Raw genomic sequence first — 15,618 nt, forward strand, 5'->3', positions numbered from 1 at the left:
TCGTAGGCTCGCGTTTGCGCTATCCGAGAAAGGCTGGTCCGGTTATGCGGGCCGGCCTCTTTTATTTAATCGGTAATGTTGACGATCAGATATTCGGAAACAGATCTTATCGTTGGGGGTGTATGACAGTCGTCCGTTAACGATCGAGCGTAAGCCAACGAAAATATTGATAACACTGACACATACACCCACCGCCGTCAAAGAACCGATAAGTCCCCGCGGCACCTTACCAGTTCCCTCAGTCTTGCCGTATCGCGTACCATAGCGTCTTCGCTTTCTTTCCATAGGCAGACACAAATACGGCACACCCGGTTCGAAATGCGTGTCTAACTCGAGATATTTTTCACCCAGTGGTTGACTCCATGTGATCTATTTAAATACCTGCTACTAAAAGTTTATGCGCATATTCTAATGCTGGGGGGCATGATGGGTGGCAGGTTGAGCTCGTGTAAAGACGCTGCAGGTCGTGCGGTGTCGTGTCTTCATACGATATCCAGAACGGGCGCCATCGCTCTTTCGCTTCTCCTTGTCATAGTGACACAGGCGCTTGCCCAGTCCGTCACGGTTTCGGCCGTCCCTGCGACGTTCAATGGCCTTGGCGATAACATCCGTTTCGACTACGTCATTGATCCCGGCTCCTACACCATCACCAGCATCAATCCCACAACCACGTCCATCAAGGGTGCAGTCGTGTCCTGTCCCAGCGTGGGCAGCGGTCTTGAATGGCCCAACAAGCTGACATGTACTGCGGCTTACCGCGTCGACGAACTGGATGTCATGGCCGGGCAGTTTTCGGATTTCGCCAGTTTCTCCGGCACCCGGGTGGGCGGACATTCTTTCAGCTTTACCAGCAATACGCTCGTCGTACGCGCCGTAGCAGGCGGGCCTGTCGTCCTGTCGGTAACGTCTTCGCCCAACCCATCCTTGCCCGGCCAAGAGGTGGAAGTCACGGCAACCGTCTCCTCCATGGGCTGTAATGCCGGCCAATCGCCTCCGGGGAGCGTCAGCATTTCCATCGGCTCCCAATCGGCCAATCTCGGTCTGGCGCCGACCGGGCCGGTGAGCCCGGCATCTTCCGCTACCTTCCGGACGACGAGCCTGTCATCCGGAACATATCCGGTAAGCGCTTCCTACACAGGTGGCAGTGGCTGCAGCACATCTTCCGCAAGCGGCTCCAATCACACGGTCGAAACCAAACCGACTGTGACGATCAATCAGGCAACAGCGCAAGCGGACCCGACGTCCCGGTCGCCGATCCTGTTCGACGTCGCTTTCGACAAACCCATTGTTGGTTTTTCCGGTGCCGATGTGCAGCTGTCCGGCACGGCCGGCGCCACCACGGCCACGATTTCTGGTTCCGGTGCAACCTATCAGGTGGCGGTGTCGGGCATGAATCGGGCCGGAACCGTTGTTGCAACGATCCCAGCCGGAAGTGTCACGACACCGGCCGGCCTCGCAAACGAGGCGTCGACGAGTTCGGACAATTCGGTCTCATACGACCCAGTCAAAATCACCCCGGTCGCGATTGCCGATCCAGCCTATCAACAGGTCTATGGTCCGGTGGGCCTGGCCGCGAGCGGCGGTAGTGCGCCCTACAGCTTTGCGGTCTCAGCAGGCACGCTGCCGGGCGGGCTTTCTCTTTCCAGCAACGGTGAGCTGACCGGCACTCCAACTCAGACCGGCAATTTCAGTTTTACCGTGACGGCAACGGACTCTGGTGGGGCGACCGGAGAACAATCCTATTCCGTATCCATCGCGGCACCCGTGATAGATATAAGTCCCACTTCCATCCCCAATGCGACGTATGACATAGCCTACAACCAGACCCTAACAGCCTCGGGCGGTGCATCACCACACAGCTTCTCAGTGAGCACGGGCTCGCTGCCGCCGGGCCTTTCATTGGCTGCCTCAGGCGAGCTTTCCGGCACGCCGGTCTTGTCGGGCACCTATAACTTCACAGTCACCGCATCCGATGTAAATGGCCAGACTGGCAGCCGCGCTTATTCCATCAGTGTCGCATTCACTCTGCCTGATGCGCCGGTGGGCCTGATGGCAACCGCCGGTGACACCCAGGCGGCCGTATCCTTCCAGCCGCCGCCACGCAACGGTGGCGTGGCGATCACGGGTTACATCGTGACAGCGACCCCCGCAGATGTCGCGCCGGTAGCAGGGGGGAGCAGCCCCATCGTTGTCACAGGCCTAACCAACGGCCAAAGCTACACGTTCACGGTTACCGCCGAAAATGCTGCCGGTCAGAGTGTCGCCTCCGTTCAATCAAACAGCGTCACTCCGAAAGCGTCACAGACGCTCACGTTCAACAATCCGGGGCCGCAGACGTTTGGAACGACGCCCACGCTGACGGCTAGCAGCGATTCCGGATTGACTCCGATTTTTACTTCCGTCACGACCGGCACCTGCACAATTACAAGCAGTGGCCTCCTGACCTTTGTTTCTACAGGCACATGTACGATCAATGCGGATCAGCCCGGCGACAGCGATTATCTTCCTGCGGGCCAGATCACGCGCTCGTTCACCGTCAATCCACAGGCACCTGTCGCCAATGCGGTCTCGGTCAGTGTCGCACCTGATTCGTCCAACAACGTCATCGCTCTCAATGTGACGGGTGGAGACCCGGCCAGCGTCGCCATCGCCACGGCTCCGTCCAATGGCAACGCGACAGCAACCGGAACCATGATCACCTATACGCCAAGATCGGCATATACGGGTCAGGACAGTTTCACCTATACGGCAACGAATGTGAGCGGTGTGTCTGCGCCTGCAACCGTCACGGTTCTGGTCACGGCGACGACACTCGTCTTCTCTCCCTCCGCAGGACGGCTGACGGATGCATTCGTCGATATGCCCTATAGCCAGACCGTCACAGTATCAGGCGGCAATGCACCCTATCAATATACGAGCAGCGGCGCGCTGCCCGATGGCCTCAACCTGAATTCCGCCACCGGAGAGATCACGGGCAATCCGACGACGGAAGGAAATGCGAGCTTTAATATCACCGCACGCGACACCAACGGCGTTACCGCTTCTGCTGCCTACACCATAGCTGTCCTGGTTGCCGCGCCTGTCGCAAGCGACAGCACAGTCACCGTCGTCGGAGATAGTACCGGCAATCCCGTACCTCTCGGCATATCGGGAGGCAGGCTGGACACAATCGCTGTTATCACCGGCCCATCACACGGAACTGTGAGCGTAATCGGCACCAGTGTTACCTACACGCCGAGCAGCGGCTATTCCGGCACCGACAGCTTTACCTATTCGGCGAGCAACTCTTCGGGCAATTCGTCCGCCACGGTCACGATCACAGTTACACCGCCAGCGGGCGCCCTCGCCCTTTCACCCGCAGGCGGAGCTTTGACGGAAGCGATGGCAGGAGAAGCTTACAGCCAGTCCATCACGGCTTCCGGCGGCACCAACCCTCTGCTCTACAGCCTTGCCGGCGGTACATTGCCAAAAGGTATGATCCTCAATCTTTCAACCGGCGAACTCACAGGTCCGCTGGAGACCGAAACCGAGGGTGACTATAGCTTTACCGTTCAGGTGCGGGACGCTCGAGGGGCAACCGCTGCAGCAGCCTATACGCTGAAAGTTAAGACCCGCGAAATCAACGTCGCCAACCGGGAGATCAGCGTAGCGCCGGGCGCAACACCGCCGAATATCAATCTCGCCACAGGCGCCACGGGCGGTCCCTTCGCCGGCGCCGATCTCACCTTTGTCAGTCCTGCCAACGCCGGTCGGGCAAGCATCGTGAACGGCGAATTCGCTCAGGCCGGCGGTACGCAGGCGACGGGATTGTACCTCAAATTCATCCCCAATCCCGCATTCTCGGGTCAAGCCCGGGTGGGTTTTCGTCTCGTCAGTGCACTGGGTGCCTCCAACCAGGCGACCGTCACCTATAATCTCGGTTACGATGCTGCACAGGTGGCAGACGAGATAAATGATCTCGTGCATGGATTTGTCCGTGCCAGACAGAACATCATCGCGTCAACGATCAAGGTGCCGGGCCTTCTTGAACGGCGACAGATGGTCAACGCCACCAGTGCCGTCACTTCACGTGCAATGCCTTCCGGAGAGGGCATGGTTCTGAGTTTTGCCACCAGCCTTGCGCAGATCGAAGCTGCCCGAAACAACGCCGATGGCGTGACGAGAGCGGAAATGCCGCTTTTCAACATCTGGCTTGACGGCTCGTTCCTCGTTCACAACCGGGATGAATCGGGAAGCAAATGGGGCAGCTTCGCCATGGTTTCAGCAGGTGTGGACTATTTGCTTTCCGACAAGGCACTGCTTGGTTTTTCCTTCCATTTCGACCGGATGACGGATCCGACGAACGGTGACAACGAGTTGACCGGTAACGGCTGGCTCCTTGGCCCCTATGCCTCGTTTGAAATCGCCAGAGGCGTTTTCTGGGACACCAGCCTGCTGTATGGCGGCTCTGCGAACGACATCGATACACCCTTCTGGGACGGATCCTTCGATACCAGCCGTTGGCTTTTCGACACGTCGATCTCGGGACGCTGGGACATCAATGACGTCACGACCTTCACGCCCAAATTTCGAGGTGTTTATCTATCCGAGACTATCGAAAACTATACAGTCGGCAATGACGTTGGTGACCTGATCGAGCTTCGCGGTTTTAAGGAAGAGCAACTGCGTGTCAGCCTCGGCGCCGAGATTGCGCGCCAGATTTCCCTTGAAAATGGTTCCATCATGACACCGAAATTCGGCGGAACAGTTGGTGTTTCGAGGCTGGATGGAGAAGGCGCATTTGGCTCCCTCAGCACGGGAGTAACAGTTGAGACTGCGGAAAACTGGTCCATTGACGCCGGCCTCCTTTTTAACATTGAAGGCGATGGGGAAACCTCGGCTGGTGCAAGAGTGGGTGTCAGCAAAAAGTTTTAGACCAGAGGCTTCGTCACCATCACAATCGTCTGATAATCCCTTGCAGACGATGGCACTCACCATTCGATCCTTGATCCGTCATAGGCAAAAAACTGCCCTGTTTGTGACGGCGTGAGACCATCGATTGTTTCCATCAGGCGCGCGGCCGACTGCTGCGGGGTAAACCGGTCTTTGCCTTTCGAAAATGGCTGGGACAGGCCTGTTTCGACTGTTCCGGGATGAAGCGCCACGATGATGGCCTGTGGGTTTGTGCGGGCGATTTCGATCGCTGCGGTTCGGATGATCTGATTTTGAGCGGCCTTGGATGCTCTGTAGGAGATCCATCCGCCCAATCTGTTGTCGCCAATCGAGCCAACGCGCGCGGACAGGGAGGCAAAAATGCTTCGCCTGTCTCTGCGCAGAAGCGGGGTGAAATACTTGAGCAGCAAAGCAGGGCCTATGGCATTGACCGCAAACTGCCTCGCCATGTGAACTTCGTCGATCGCCCTTATCGACTTTTCGGGACCGGCACCATCAACAGTCAAGGCACCGGTTGCATTGAATATCAGGTCGAAGGAGCCGCGCTGAGCCTCCAGACGGGCGGCAACTTCGCGCACTCTGGTTTCATTCGTTATGTCGAGACCATCGACACTTCGCGAGAGCGGCAAGGCTAGCGCGCAGTGAGGGTCGGCCTCGAAGTACGACAACAGGGCTCCACCAATGCCGCCGGAGGCGCCCAAGACGATCGTCTTGTAGCCATTTTCAAACGACTGCATCATCCATGCGCTCCATCAGCTGTTATTTCTGGACCGGAAACTCGAGCTTGCTGACGTCGTAGCCAAGCTCACGTGCTTTCGTGATCATTCTATTGAGCTTCGTTTTGGACGGGATGTTGCGGGCGTAGATCCACACATCGTCGGTCGACGGGTTGGCGCTGATGAACCAGGACTTATCCGGCGATTTGTAGAAAACCCAATAATTGAACGTGATGAAAAGAGGGTAGCGAACGCGCATCTTCGCATTGGTTGATCCGAAATCCTTGATCTTGCCGACGCCGTTCACCGTCTTGAGGCGACCATTCGGATTTCCTGCTCGACAGCCATCTTCTATCAGCACTTCATCTGCCGATGCTCCCGGCCGATAGGTGGAATATCCTGCGACACATCCGTCTGTCAGCAACATGGGTGTGCGGCCGATTTCAAGCCAGGTACCGCGGTAATGATCGAGCCCCACGGCAACTGGTTTGGGTGCTGCCGAAACCGCAGAACCAGCGAACAGAAACAGCGAAAATGTCAGGGCACCAATCATGCGGTTACGATCTCTAAGCATAAACTCCTCCTGTCGATGGTACGGCTCTTGTTCAGATTTCGGTTCGCCGTGAAATTCCGGCATATCTAAGGGCGATAAAGACCATAAGGCTGGCGGCAGAGAACGCATTCAGATTGAGGAGCGTTGCAAGATCATCTGCCGACCAGGATTGCAGCGGCGCGCCCAGAAACGTCCGCGAGAAAAAGAAAGCGATGAAGACGAGGATTGCCATCGCATACTGCCAGAGCTTCTCGTCTGCGCGGAACGACATGGCTGCAAGCATGATGCAGGCTGCGAAGAAAAATTCGGTGCCAGAAGCATGGCCAAATATTTTGGTTTCAAACAGCGTGTCGATTGTTCCCACCAAGGGGAGAGCGAGGCGCGCGGCCAAAGGGAATTTTTTCGCCAGGAATGGTATCGCGAGAAAGAATGGTACCGACAATAGGGTTACAAGCGATGCCGCAGCTCCGTCATCGACCAGATACCACACGTAAAGCGGATAAAATGGCTTGTTGAGGATGATGACCCAGGCAACGGTTATGGTTGCTCGTGTCAGATCATCTTTTGCAGCAGACCCTGCATTTGCGGGCTGGCTATCGCGGCTTTGAAGCTCCATCGGACCCAGATATGTCTCCCTTTTCGCCTGAACATTGAAGGCGCAAGCCATGTACGAAAGGCGAGCCAATTTGGTTTCATCCTGCCAAGAAAACTTTAGGCATCCTGTTCGTCACCATTGTCGCGATGCTGGTGACCATCCCTCGCCAATGAACCACGACTGAATAATCTCTTCAGCTTCCGTTCCAACGGGACCGTCTACAACAAAGACGTTCAACCGCGGTCTTATCCGCCTGAGGAGACAGTCATGATCCGTACGTCTTTCGTTGCAATTGCACTCTCCGCTCTCGTTGGCTTCACCGCCACGGCCCCCGCCATGGCCAACGATGTGCGCATCGAACAATATGGCTGGTCGAACTCTGCCGGTGGTGCACAGGAAGGTTATGGCAACCGGATCCGCACCTACCAGAACGGCGGCTATAACCGGATCGTCGGCCATCAATATGGTCGTCACAACCTTTCGGCTGTGGGTCAGGAGGGGCATGACAATTACGGCTCCACCTATCAGAACGGCAGTCGCAACGTGGCGGGCATCGGCCAGTTCGGCTCAAACCACACCACCATCCTGACCCAGGACGGCAACGGCAACATCGCGGCTGGCGTTCAGGTTGGCCGTGGATGCAGCGCGAATGTCAACCAGGGCGGTAATGACAATGTCGCGGCCTTCGTGCAGGCCTGCCCGTAAGCCGCCGCAGGCCTTGACGTGCAACTGGTCGAGATCAAGTCAACAGATCATCAAGGAGACTAGCCATGCCCCATAGCGTCACACATCCACGCCGCCTGGCGGCTATCCTTGCCGTTGCACTGCTTCCCTTCGGCGCCATTGCAGCCATGTCGACCGCAAATGACCTGAGCGAAGGCAAGCTTTGCGAGATCAAGGCAACACCGCAGGCGGGCATGGTCAGGCTGGAGGCCTTCGCAAAGGGCAACACCGGTGCTGGAGGTACCTATGCCTTTCACGTCGAAAATTCAGGAGGCAGCGGGAGTTCCGTCATCAACCAGGGCGGCGGCTTTGATGCCGCGGCCGGGCGTTCGCAACTTCTGAGTTCGGTTACGCTTGGCGCGAAGGGAGCGCATTACAAGGCGGTGCTGGATCTCGAAATCGATGGCAAGCGCTTCAGCTGCACGAAGCAGGTTGGCGGCGACTAGGCTGACTTCAACTATACATTTCCACCAGAGAGGGCGCCGGTTAAGCGCCCTTTTCTTTGATCCTCGTGCAGCGACTGAACGACATGTGAATGAGCAATTCCACTCGGGTTCAGTTGCGGGATGCGAGAGTGGATTATCGGCAAGGGCACTGACAGAATGGAGATCATAATGACCCGCAACGTGTTGAAAATTCTCACCGTCACTCTGCTTGTTGGAGGCCTTGCGCCGCTCGGATTTACGGCTCCCGCCCATGCCGGTGGCCGCATTTCCTTTGACCTCGCGCCCGGCAATTCCGGGGATGGGGATCTGTTCTCAACCGGTCTGCGCGCCTACTCGCTTTATCGCGATCTGAAAGACGCAGACATCCGGCAACTGGGCCGGGGAAATGCGGCAGGCATCGCCCAGAACGGTCGCGGCAATCTCGGCTTTATCCGGCAGCGGGGCAACGGCCATTCCGCAACGCTGCAGCAAAACGGCAATAACAATGCCTATGGCATTTTCCAGTATGGGCGGAACACCGAAACGAACGTGGAGCAGAACGGAGACAACGGCAGCGGCCTGACGTTCAGCTACGGCTGGTAAGTGATAGTTTAAAGTAAGCAGAGAAACGCGGCAGGCTTCACTTCGTTTCCGATAGTTCGCCTTCGTCGCTCGCATCATCGGCGCTATTGCCGCATGGATCGGCGGCGCTGTCGGTACCAAGCGGAGTTGGTTTTACGAACCGAGCCATGACGGAGACATGCGCAGGGACAGCTCTGATCTGGTGTCCCGCCGTTCGGTAAAAACAGAGAAAGGGCCGCGTCAGCTCAGGCGGTTCAAAAACAGAGCCGCCTTTGCCCTGATGTCATGGCGGACGTCTTCGCTCATCCGGGACCATGTGGCATAGGGCTGCGCCAGACGATGGTTGGATTTCAGCCTTTCACGGTTGCGGGCCAGAAAATCCCAGTATAGCGCGTTGAATGGACAGGCCTTGTCACCCAAGCGCTCCTTCGGGTCATAGCGGCATCGGCTGCAATAATCCGACATGCGATTGATGTAGTTGCCACTAGCGGCATAGGGCTTTGTTCCGAGAAAGCCGCCATCGGCGAACTGGCTCATGCCGATCACATTCGGTAGCTCAACCCATTCATAGGCATCCGCATAGACCTCGAGATACCATTGATGAACGGCCTTCGGATCAATGCCGGCGAGAAGGGCAAAATTTCCCGTGATCATCAGGCGCTGGATATGGTGAGCATAGGCATTTTCGATGGTTTCGGTAATTACGGTCGCCATGCAGTTCAAGTGGGTTTTGCCCGTCCAGTAAAAGCCCGGCAGCGGCCTGTCGTTTTGGAAGAAATTGCTGTCGACATAGTCGGGCCCGGCAAACCAGTAGATGCCACGCATATATTCCCGCCAGCCGATGATCTGGCGAATGAAACCCTCGACGGCATTGAGCGGTGCCGTACCCTCGTGGTAGGCGCGCTCCGCCGCCTTGCATACCTCCAGCGCATCCAGCAGCCCGCAATTGATGTAAAAAGACAGAAGCGAGTGGTTGAGATACGGGTCATCCTGCAGCATGGCGTCCTGCGTGGCGCCGAAATTCATCAGGAAATCGTCTATGAAGGCACTGAGGGCCCGCTCGGCATCGGCGCGGGTGACGGCGAAACTGAAGTTCTCAAGCTTGCCGAAATTGTTGGGAAACAGCCGCTCGACAGTGTCGATGACATCCCTTGTTATCCGGTCCGGTGTGAAGACGGGATGTCTCGGCCTCAGCAAATCCGGCTTGGCGGGGCTGCGGTTTTCCGAGTCAAAATTCCAGCGTCCGCCGACCGGCTCTTCGCCATGCATCAACAGCCCAGTCTTGCGACGCATTTCCCGGTAAAAATATTCCATCGTCAGGCTTTTGCGCCCGGCCGCCCAGCGCTCGAACTCCTCATGGCTGGCAAGAAAGCGCCGATCAGGGCGGATATCGACCTCGATATTGAAGGCGCTGGCGAAGCGCTCTATCTCTGACTTGACGCGCCATTCTCCAGCCTCGGTGACGCAAATCCTGGAAGGGGTCAGGTCGTTTAACGCCCGCTGCACCTCACCGGAGAAGGAGCCCGCATTGTCGCGATCATCAATCCGCGTGTAGCGAACCTGGTATCCTTTGCCACGCAGTTCCTCGGCGAAGTGGCGCATGGCGGAAAAGATGAACGCGATCTTCTTTTTGTGATGGCCGACATAGGTGGCCTCCGCCATAACCTCGCAAAGCAGGATCGTATCGCGCGTCTTGTCGACCCCATCCAGCGACGATAGGGAGGGAGATAATTGATCGCCGAGGATCAAGACCAGTTGAGACACCGACAATTTCCTTCAAACCCGACATAATCATCACCTGCGCAAGATCACGGGCCAGACGCCCACTGCCTCTTCAGGGTGGCATAGATGAATTCGTCCCCCCAGGTGCCGCCAAACCGGTCATTCTCGATCAAATGCGCTTCTTTGCGCAGGCCAAGGCGTTCAACAACGCCGACCGATCCGTGGTTCAGGGCATCCAGCCGCGCGAAAATCCTGTGATATCCGAGCGTCTCGAAGCCAAGGCTGATCATGGCCCGGACAGCTTCCGTCGCATATCCCTTGCCTGAAAAATCAGGATTGAAGACATAACCGACTTCCGCCTGCAAAGCTGCCTTGCTCGCAATTTTAAGCAGGACTTCGCCGATCAACGTGTCATCGTCGCTGCGCGTAACGGCAAGTCGCAGCGTATCGCCGTCCTCTTCGAACGGAGCCTCGAGCAGCGCTGCGAATTGGGTTTTCACCGCATCATCCGAAGGCGGTGCGGCATAGAGGAAACGGTAGACGTCATCGCGCGTGTGGTAATCGGCGTATGATGCGAGATCAGCGGCCTGGAATTTACGAAGGATCAGCCGGTCGGTCTTTATCGGTAGGTAGGTCTCAGGGTTCATTTATGCGCACTTTCAATAATGCGCGATATCTGGGGTCGCGTGCACCTGATCGCAAGAGAGCCCTCCATCGAGATCGTTCAGAGTATCTGGTCCACCAATGCGCTAGTCGGAAAAGGTGGCCAGAAGCTTTCCGCCTCTGTTCAGCACGCTTGACCGAGGCGACACCGGTTCAGAACCGGTGGACGCAGAAGATGGTGTTATCAACCATGCACCGGGATAATCAGTCCGGATGTGCCGGGGATTGAGGCGAATTCCACTACCGGCTGCGAAGTGGAGCGCGCCCGCCGTTGCTTCCTGCGAAAAAACCGCGCTTCGGATTTCATAGAGTTTTCTTTCGCCATCAAGGGCGAGCGTGACATCCTCAAGAGCGAAATCATCAATGCGGATAGTCTGGCCCGTGGGCGTGTCGAGAACCCACCTGTCGGAATCGATGAAACCGTCGGTATAGACATTGCCGGAGGAGGCACGCAGAAACGTGCCCTTCGGCAAGACAATGCCGTCGACGATATTCCCGTCGGCAAGGACACATCGGCTGAAAGCGGATACATCCCCGTCAGCCTTCAGGTCGAACTCCACCGGTTGTGCCGCATCGCAGCGCCAGCCGCTCTGCAGGGTCACGCCGTTGCCCGTCACCCGCATCGTCTCCGGAACATAGCCGACGGTCTCATAATTCCCGTTGGTTTTTATCGCGATATAGCGGGCGATCTCGACGGCATCGACATTTGCGACCCGCACGGGATGGGGGAAGACCGCACGGTTGAAGGATTCCCTGGTGTCGGCCACGGCCAGTTCAAGTTTCGTGCCTTTGGGCATGTCGATCTGGCCAAGGCGCACCGGCTCCCCAAGCTCCGGGCGATAGCTAGACGCCATTTCCCTGTCATAGGCACCCATCTGGAGATAAAAATTACCGAACTGCCAAAGTGTAAAAATCGCAGCGGCGGTGGCCAGACCATAGGGCAGCATCATCGGGCGCGCCCAGCGGCCTCCTGCGTACCGTGCAATCAAAACCATTGTCCAGATACCCCAGACCAGTGTCGTGGCAAGAAGGAAGGCAAGCAAAAGCAGCGTTTCGACAGAGGGCAGTGCTACTGGGATCATGCGAACCAACGAAATGATGCGGATCGATTGCGATCCTGACAGGCAAGGTAGCTCTACCCGACGAATGGTGCATTGTTCAACGCCCGCATCTACCGGCCAGACCGCTACTGCATGCGATCCGTATGCCTCAGCCTATCGCAAAACGTCTGGTCAGGACGATGGACGGGCGGCATATTGCTCGAATTCGACAAGGCTCGTCGGCCTCGCAAAAAGATAGCCCTGAAACAATCGGCAGCCGTATGACAGCATCATTCGCAGCTCCGCCTCGGTCTCCACGCCTTCGGCCAGAACTTCCAGCGAAAGGTCGTGCCCCATCTGGACGATGTTTCGCGTGATTGTCGCCATACGCCCGCTTTCGGTCACCCCCGTCACAAAGCTACGATCAATCTTGATCTGTTTGAGCGGCAATTGTCTCAGGTAGCTTAGTGAGGAGTAGCCAGTGCCGAAATCGTCGAGCGAAATCGTGAAGCCGGAACGATCCAGAAGCTTCATTTTCGCGATCGCTGCCTCTATGTCGAATAGGAAAACGCTCTCGGTCAGCTCCAGCTTGAGAAGCTGTGGCTTGATGCCCTGAGACGAGGCGGCATCAAGAAGCTGCCCGGAAAATCCCGCGTCGACGAAATGATCGGCAGTGATGTTGATCGACAAGGTGAGATTTTGGGTTGCCGGGTTCTCCTGCCATCTCGCAAGTGTCTTGCAGGCTTCGGCAATGACCCAAGCGCCGATTGTCGGCATGAAACCGGTTTGCTGCGCAAGCGCGATGAAATCGGCTGGAGGGATGTATCCCCGTTTCGGGTGGTTCCACCGCAACAGCGCCTCTGCGCCAAGCAGCGTGCCATCTGCGCGGACCTGCGCCTGATAGAAAAGTTCAAACTGGCCGTTCGAAAGCGCGGAACGCAGTTCCAATGCTTTTTTCGTATGATTGCGAAACTGCGCCTGCATGGCGGCGACGCCTCCACACAGCATCACCGCGGAGAAAACGCTGTTGAACCAGGCGCTGATGCTGCGCACATCCTGCGGCATCGGAGTACTGAACGAAAACCGCGCGGCGGACGCGCAGAAATAAACAAAGGCCGCGAGACTTGCAGCAATGACCAGAAACTGGGCGGCGGACCGCTGGCGTTGAAAATTCATGTAGCCGACGAAGATGATGACGAGCAGGTAGAGATGCGTCGTCCTCGGTATGGTATCGTCGGAGACATCGATAGCGACGGAAAACCAGCAGACGAACAGGATGCAGGCGCTCTGAGCCAGGATGAGTCCGAGGGGAAAGTGGCCCATCAGACAAGTGAGCCAGCACGGCACGATCGCAACCCCCAGAATGAGGAGGCTGAGCGCAATGCCCCATCTTTCCGTGAGGATGAAAAACACGAACCAGCCAGTCGCCAGCGCCACGCCCATCCAGGCTGCAACTCGACACAGGAGAAGAAGATGCTGCGAATATTCCTCTCGGTCTTTTGTTTTCTGAAAAGGCATGCTGACCCTTGGCTTGGACTACGGGGCGAGCCCGCTCCTTGATGCAAAAGCCGAATGGAAGCTAGACGAGGTCGCCGAACTTCGCAGATTTCAAAAAACGCGGTTAAGCAAACAGGAATGAAATCAACAAATTTTGCACGATCAAATCATGCACAATCAATCGCATGTCCCTTTTTCCCGCTTCGCCGGCCTCAGCGGACTGCACCAATCAAAGGGACACCTTCGCCTCATCGCACCGAAGGGCGAAGCGGCGCCGGATTGGTTCGCATGCGCGTGTTTGCAGCGATCTAGACACGCGCCATGAGGTAGTGTCCAACGCCCCAGACCTTACCGTCTTCGTGCCCGAAAAGACCTGCCGTCGCGAGGAAGAACAGTCTCCAACGCCGTTCCCACAAGCGCGCATCGTTGCCATAGACCCGCTGCAGGATCGGTCGGATACGGTCGATCTCCCGGTCGAAATTTCCAAGCCAGTCGAGGGCCGTCCGGCGATAATGTGATCCCGACCAGCGCCAGTCCTGTTCCACGGTGAAAAGCGCCGGGAAACGGTGAGGAAGATCGAAGGCAGGCATAATGCCGCCGGTGAAGAAATGCTGCGCGATCCAGTCTGCCCGGTTGCCATGGTCGAAACGATAGGATCGATCCCGGTGATTGAAGACGTGAAGGAAGAACTTGCCTTCCGGCGTCAGCCACGAGCGGACGCGCTCGAACAATGCCTGCCAGTTCGACATGTGCTCGAACATCTCCACCGATACGACACGGTCGAAACGGTCGTCAGTTGTGAAATCATTCATATCGGCTGTCACCACCGAGAGGTTCGATAGCCCACGCTCGTTTGCGCGTTCGATTATATATTCGCGCTGCGAAGCCGAGTTCGAAACGGACGTAATCCGCGCATTGGGAAACCGGCCGGCCATATAAAGGGAGAGCGAACCCCAACCACAGCCGAGTTCGAGAATATTCATCCCGTCCTGCAATCGGGCATGGGAAACAGTCTCTTCCAGCGCCAATGTTTCAGCCTCATCCAGCGTTGTCTGAGCATTGGGATAAAAACAGCAGGAATATTTTCTTTGCGCGCCAAGGACGATTGCAAAGAATTCAGCCGGTACCTCGTAGTGCTGCCTGTTCGCCTCGTCGGTATGGGTGGCGACGGGAAATTTCGCCATATCAGTCACAAAAGCGTTTTCTTCCGCCGCCGGAACGCCGGCAAGTCGCCGTTTGGTACGGGCGCAGAGCATGTCGATGCCGGCAAGCGTCATAGTGTCACTCAGCGGTGCGCGTTCGGCAGCGTTGATGGCGAATGCGAGCATGTTCATGGCGTGTCCTCATTCTTGCGCGGCCCCGGAAAGAAGGCGTTAACGCGGTTTTGCAGGGCGCGGAATTTCTCTCCGCGTGATTTCAGCATGTGTTCTTCGAGCGGGGGAATGCCGGAGACGTGGACGAGCAGCCAGTACATCATGGCTGGCGCAGCAAGCGACAGCCATGACCACGGCTGCGCATGGATGGCCAACAACGGAAAGCCGCACCAGAAAAGCCACTCGAAAAAGTAGTTGGGATGACGCGAGTAACGCCACAGACCAGTCTCGCAGACGCCGGTTTTGGCCTCCGGGGTTTTTCTGAACTGTGAAAGCTGTGCGTCGGAGGTCGCTTCTCCGACAAGCGCGCCAGCCGCGATGATCAACGCCATCACATCGACAATGCTTGGAAATGGCGGAGGATTGCTGGCGGCAAGATAGACGGCGAGAACCAGCACAAAGGCGGCAACGGCCTGGATCTGGAGAAAAGCGAAAAGCCGCAACGAGGCATTGCTGCCCCATTCTTCTATAAGCTTCGCGTAACGTGGATCTTCGCCACCTCCCCTCGTCCGCATGCCGATGTGTCCCGCGAGCCGCAGCGACCACACCAATACAAGAAAGAGAACCGCTCCCCGGCGCCAGCTATCTCCATCGGAAAACAAGACAGCAACCACGCCGCCGAGCCCGACACTCGCAGACCAGACGGTGTCGATCCAGCCACTCGATCCTGTGTAACGCTGCAACGCCCAGGCTGCCGCCATCAGAAGCGACATCAGCACGGCAAGGGCCACCACAACAGACATCATCACCATTCCGCTCACTGTATTCGAAGGACTTCAGACCAAGTTTTCCAGTTT

The 15,618-nt window shown here is 57.0% G+C and carries 13 protein-coding genes; 4 read left to right on the top strand and 9 right to left on the bottom strand.

Annotation, left to right across the window (positions count from 1 at the left end):
• Positions 1-471: 471 nt before the first annotated feature.
• Positions 472-4,914: a putative Ig domain-containing protein gene (locus tag CRO62_RS04120; RefSeq protein WP_097099318.1), complete on the top strand. Its 4,443-nt coding sequence runs from the start codon at positions 472-474 to the stop codon at positions 4,912-4,914.
• A gap of 56 nt (positions 4,915-4,970) precedes the next feature.
• Here the strand turns inward: CRO62_RS04120 and CRO62_RS04125 are convergent, their stop codons facing one another.
• The 3 genes from CRO62_RS04125 to CRO62_RS04135 are packed head-to-tail and all read right to left on the bottom strand — an operon-like array spanning position 4,971 to position 6,817.
• Entirely contained in the window at positions 4,971-5,672 is a 702-nt protein-coding gene (locus CRO62_RS04125; protein WP_179784454.1) for an SDR family NAD(P)-dependent oxidoreductase, read from the bottom strand.
• 19 nt (positions 5,673-5,691) lie between these two features.
• Positions 5,692-6,222 carry a lipocalin family protein gene (locus CRO62_RS04130; protein ID WP_097099319.1) on the bottom strand — a complete coding sequence of 177 codons (531 nt, stop codon included), beginning with the start codon at positions 6,220-6,222 and terminating at the stop codon, positions 5,692-5,694.
• 31 nt (positions 6,223-6,253) lie between these two features.
• Positions 6,254-6,817: a hypothetical protein gene (locus tag CRO62_RS04135; protein WP_097100377.1), complete on the bottom strand. Its 564-nt coding sequence runs from the start codon at positions 6,815-6,817 to the stop codon at positions 6,254-6,256.
• A 246-nt stretch (positions 6,818-7,063) separates the two neighbouring features.
• Between CRO62_RS04135 and CRO62_RS04140 the strand changes: the two genes are divergently transcribed.
• From CRO62_RS04140 to CRO62_RS04150, 3 genes are all read left to right on the top strand, one after another.
• The gene (locus tag CRO62_RS04140; RefSeq protein WP_013761025.1) at positions 7,064-7,501 is read left to right on the top strand and encodes a curlin; all 438 of its coding nucleotides are present in this window, start codon (positions 7,064-7,066) and stop codon (positions 7,499-7,501) included.
• A 65-nt stretch (positions 7,502-7,566) separates the two neighbouring features.
• Complete coding sequence (gene csgH / locus CRO62_RS04145; RefSeq protein WP_097099320.1) at positions 7,567-7,965, top strand: curli-like amyloid fiber formation chaperone CsgH; 399 nt, start codon at positions 7,567-7,569, stop codon at positions 7,963-7,965.
• Positions 7,966-8,133: 168 nt separating this feature from the next.
• Complete coding sequence (locus tag CRO62_RS04150; protein ID WP_179784455.1) at positions 8,134-8,547, top strand: curlin; 414 nt, start codon at positions 8,134-8,136, stop codon at positions 8,545-8,547.
• Positions 8,548-8,766: 219 nt separating this feature from the next.
• Here CRO62_RS04150 and phrB read toward each other — a convergent pair whose 3' ends face one another.
• The 6 genes from phrB to CRO62_RS04180 all read right to left on the bottom strand — a co-directional run bounded on the left by phrB (position 8,767) and on the right by CRO62_RS04180 (position 15,567).
• Positions 8,767-10,290 (bottom strand): (6-4)DNA photolyase, encoded by a 1,524-nt coding sequence (gene phrB, locus CRO62_RS04155; RefSeq protein ID WP_097099322.1) that lies wholly within the window; start codon positions 10,288-10,290, stop codon positions 8,767-8,769.
• 44 nt (positions 10,291-10,334) lie between these two features.
• The gene (locus tag CRO62_RS04160; RefSeq protein ID WP_097099323.1) at positions 10,335-10,895 is read right to left on the bottom strand and encodes a GNAT family N-acetyltransferase; all 561 of its coding nucleotides are present in this window, start codon (positions 10,893-10,895) and stop codon (positions 10,335-10,337) included.
• Positions 10,896-10,997: 102 nt separating this feature from the next.
• A complete protein-coding gene (locus tag CRO62_RS04165) occupies positions 10,998-11,993 on the bottom strand; it encodes a hypothetical protein (RefSeq protein WP_097099324.1) in 996 nt (331 codons plus the stop codon).
• Between the two features lie 150 nt (positions 11,994-12,143).
• Positions 12,144-13,469 carry a putative bifunctional diguanylate cyclase/phosphodiesterase gene (locus tag CRO62_RS04170; protein WP_097099325.1) on the bottom strand — a complete coding sequence of 442 codons (1,326 nt, stop codon included), beginning with the start codon at positions 13,467-13,469 and terminating at the stop codon, positions 12,144-12,146.
• 287 nt (positions 13,470-13,756) lie between these two features.
• A complete protein-coding gene (locus CRO62_RS04175) occupies positions 13,757-14,782 on the bottom strand; it encodes an SAM-dependent methyltransferase (protein WP_097099326.1) in 1,026 nt (341 codons plus the stop codon).
• Entirely contained in the window at positions 14,779-15,567 is a 789-nt protein-coding gene (locus CRO62_RS04180; RefSeq protein WP_097100378.1) for a DUF1295 domain-containing protein, read from the bottom strand. The genes CRO62_RS04175 and CRO62_RS04180 overlap by 4 nt, the downstream gene beginning before the upstream one ends.
• Positions 15,568-15,618 lie beyond the last annotated feature (51 nt).

It is taken from the genome of Rhizobium sp. AN6A (genome assembly GCF_900215635.1).
Taxonomy (GTDB): Bacteria; Pseudomonadota; Alphaproteobacteria; order Rhizobiales; family Rhizobiaceae; genus Agrobacterium; species Agrobacterium tumefaciens.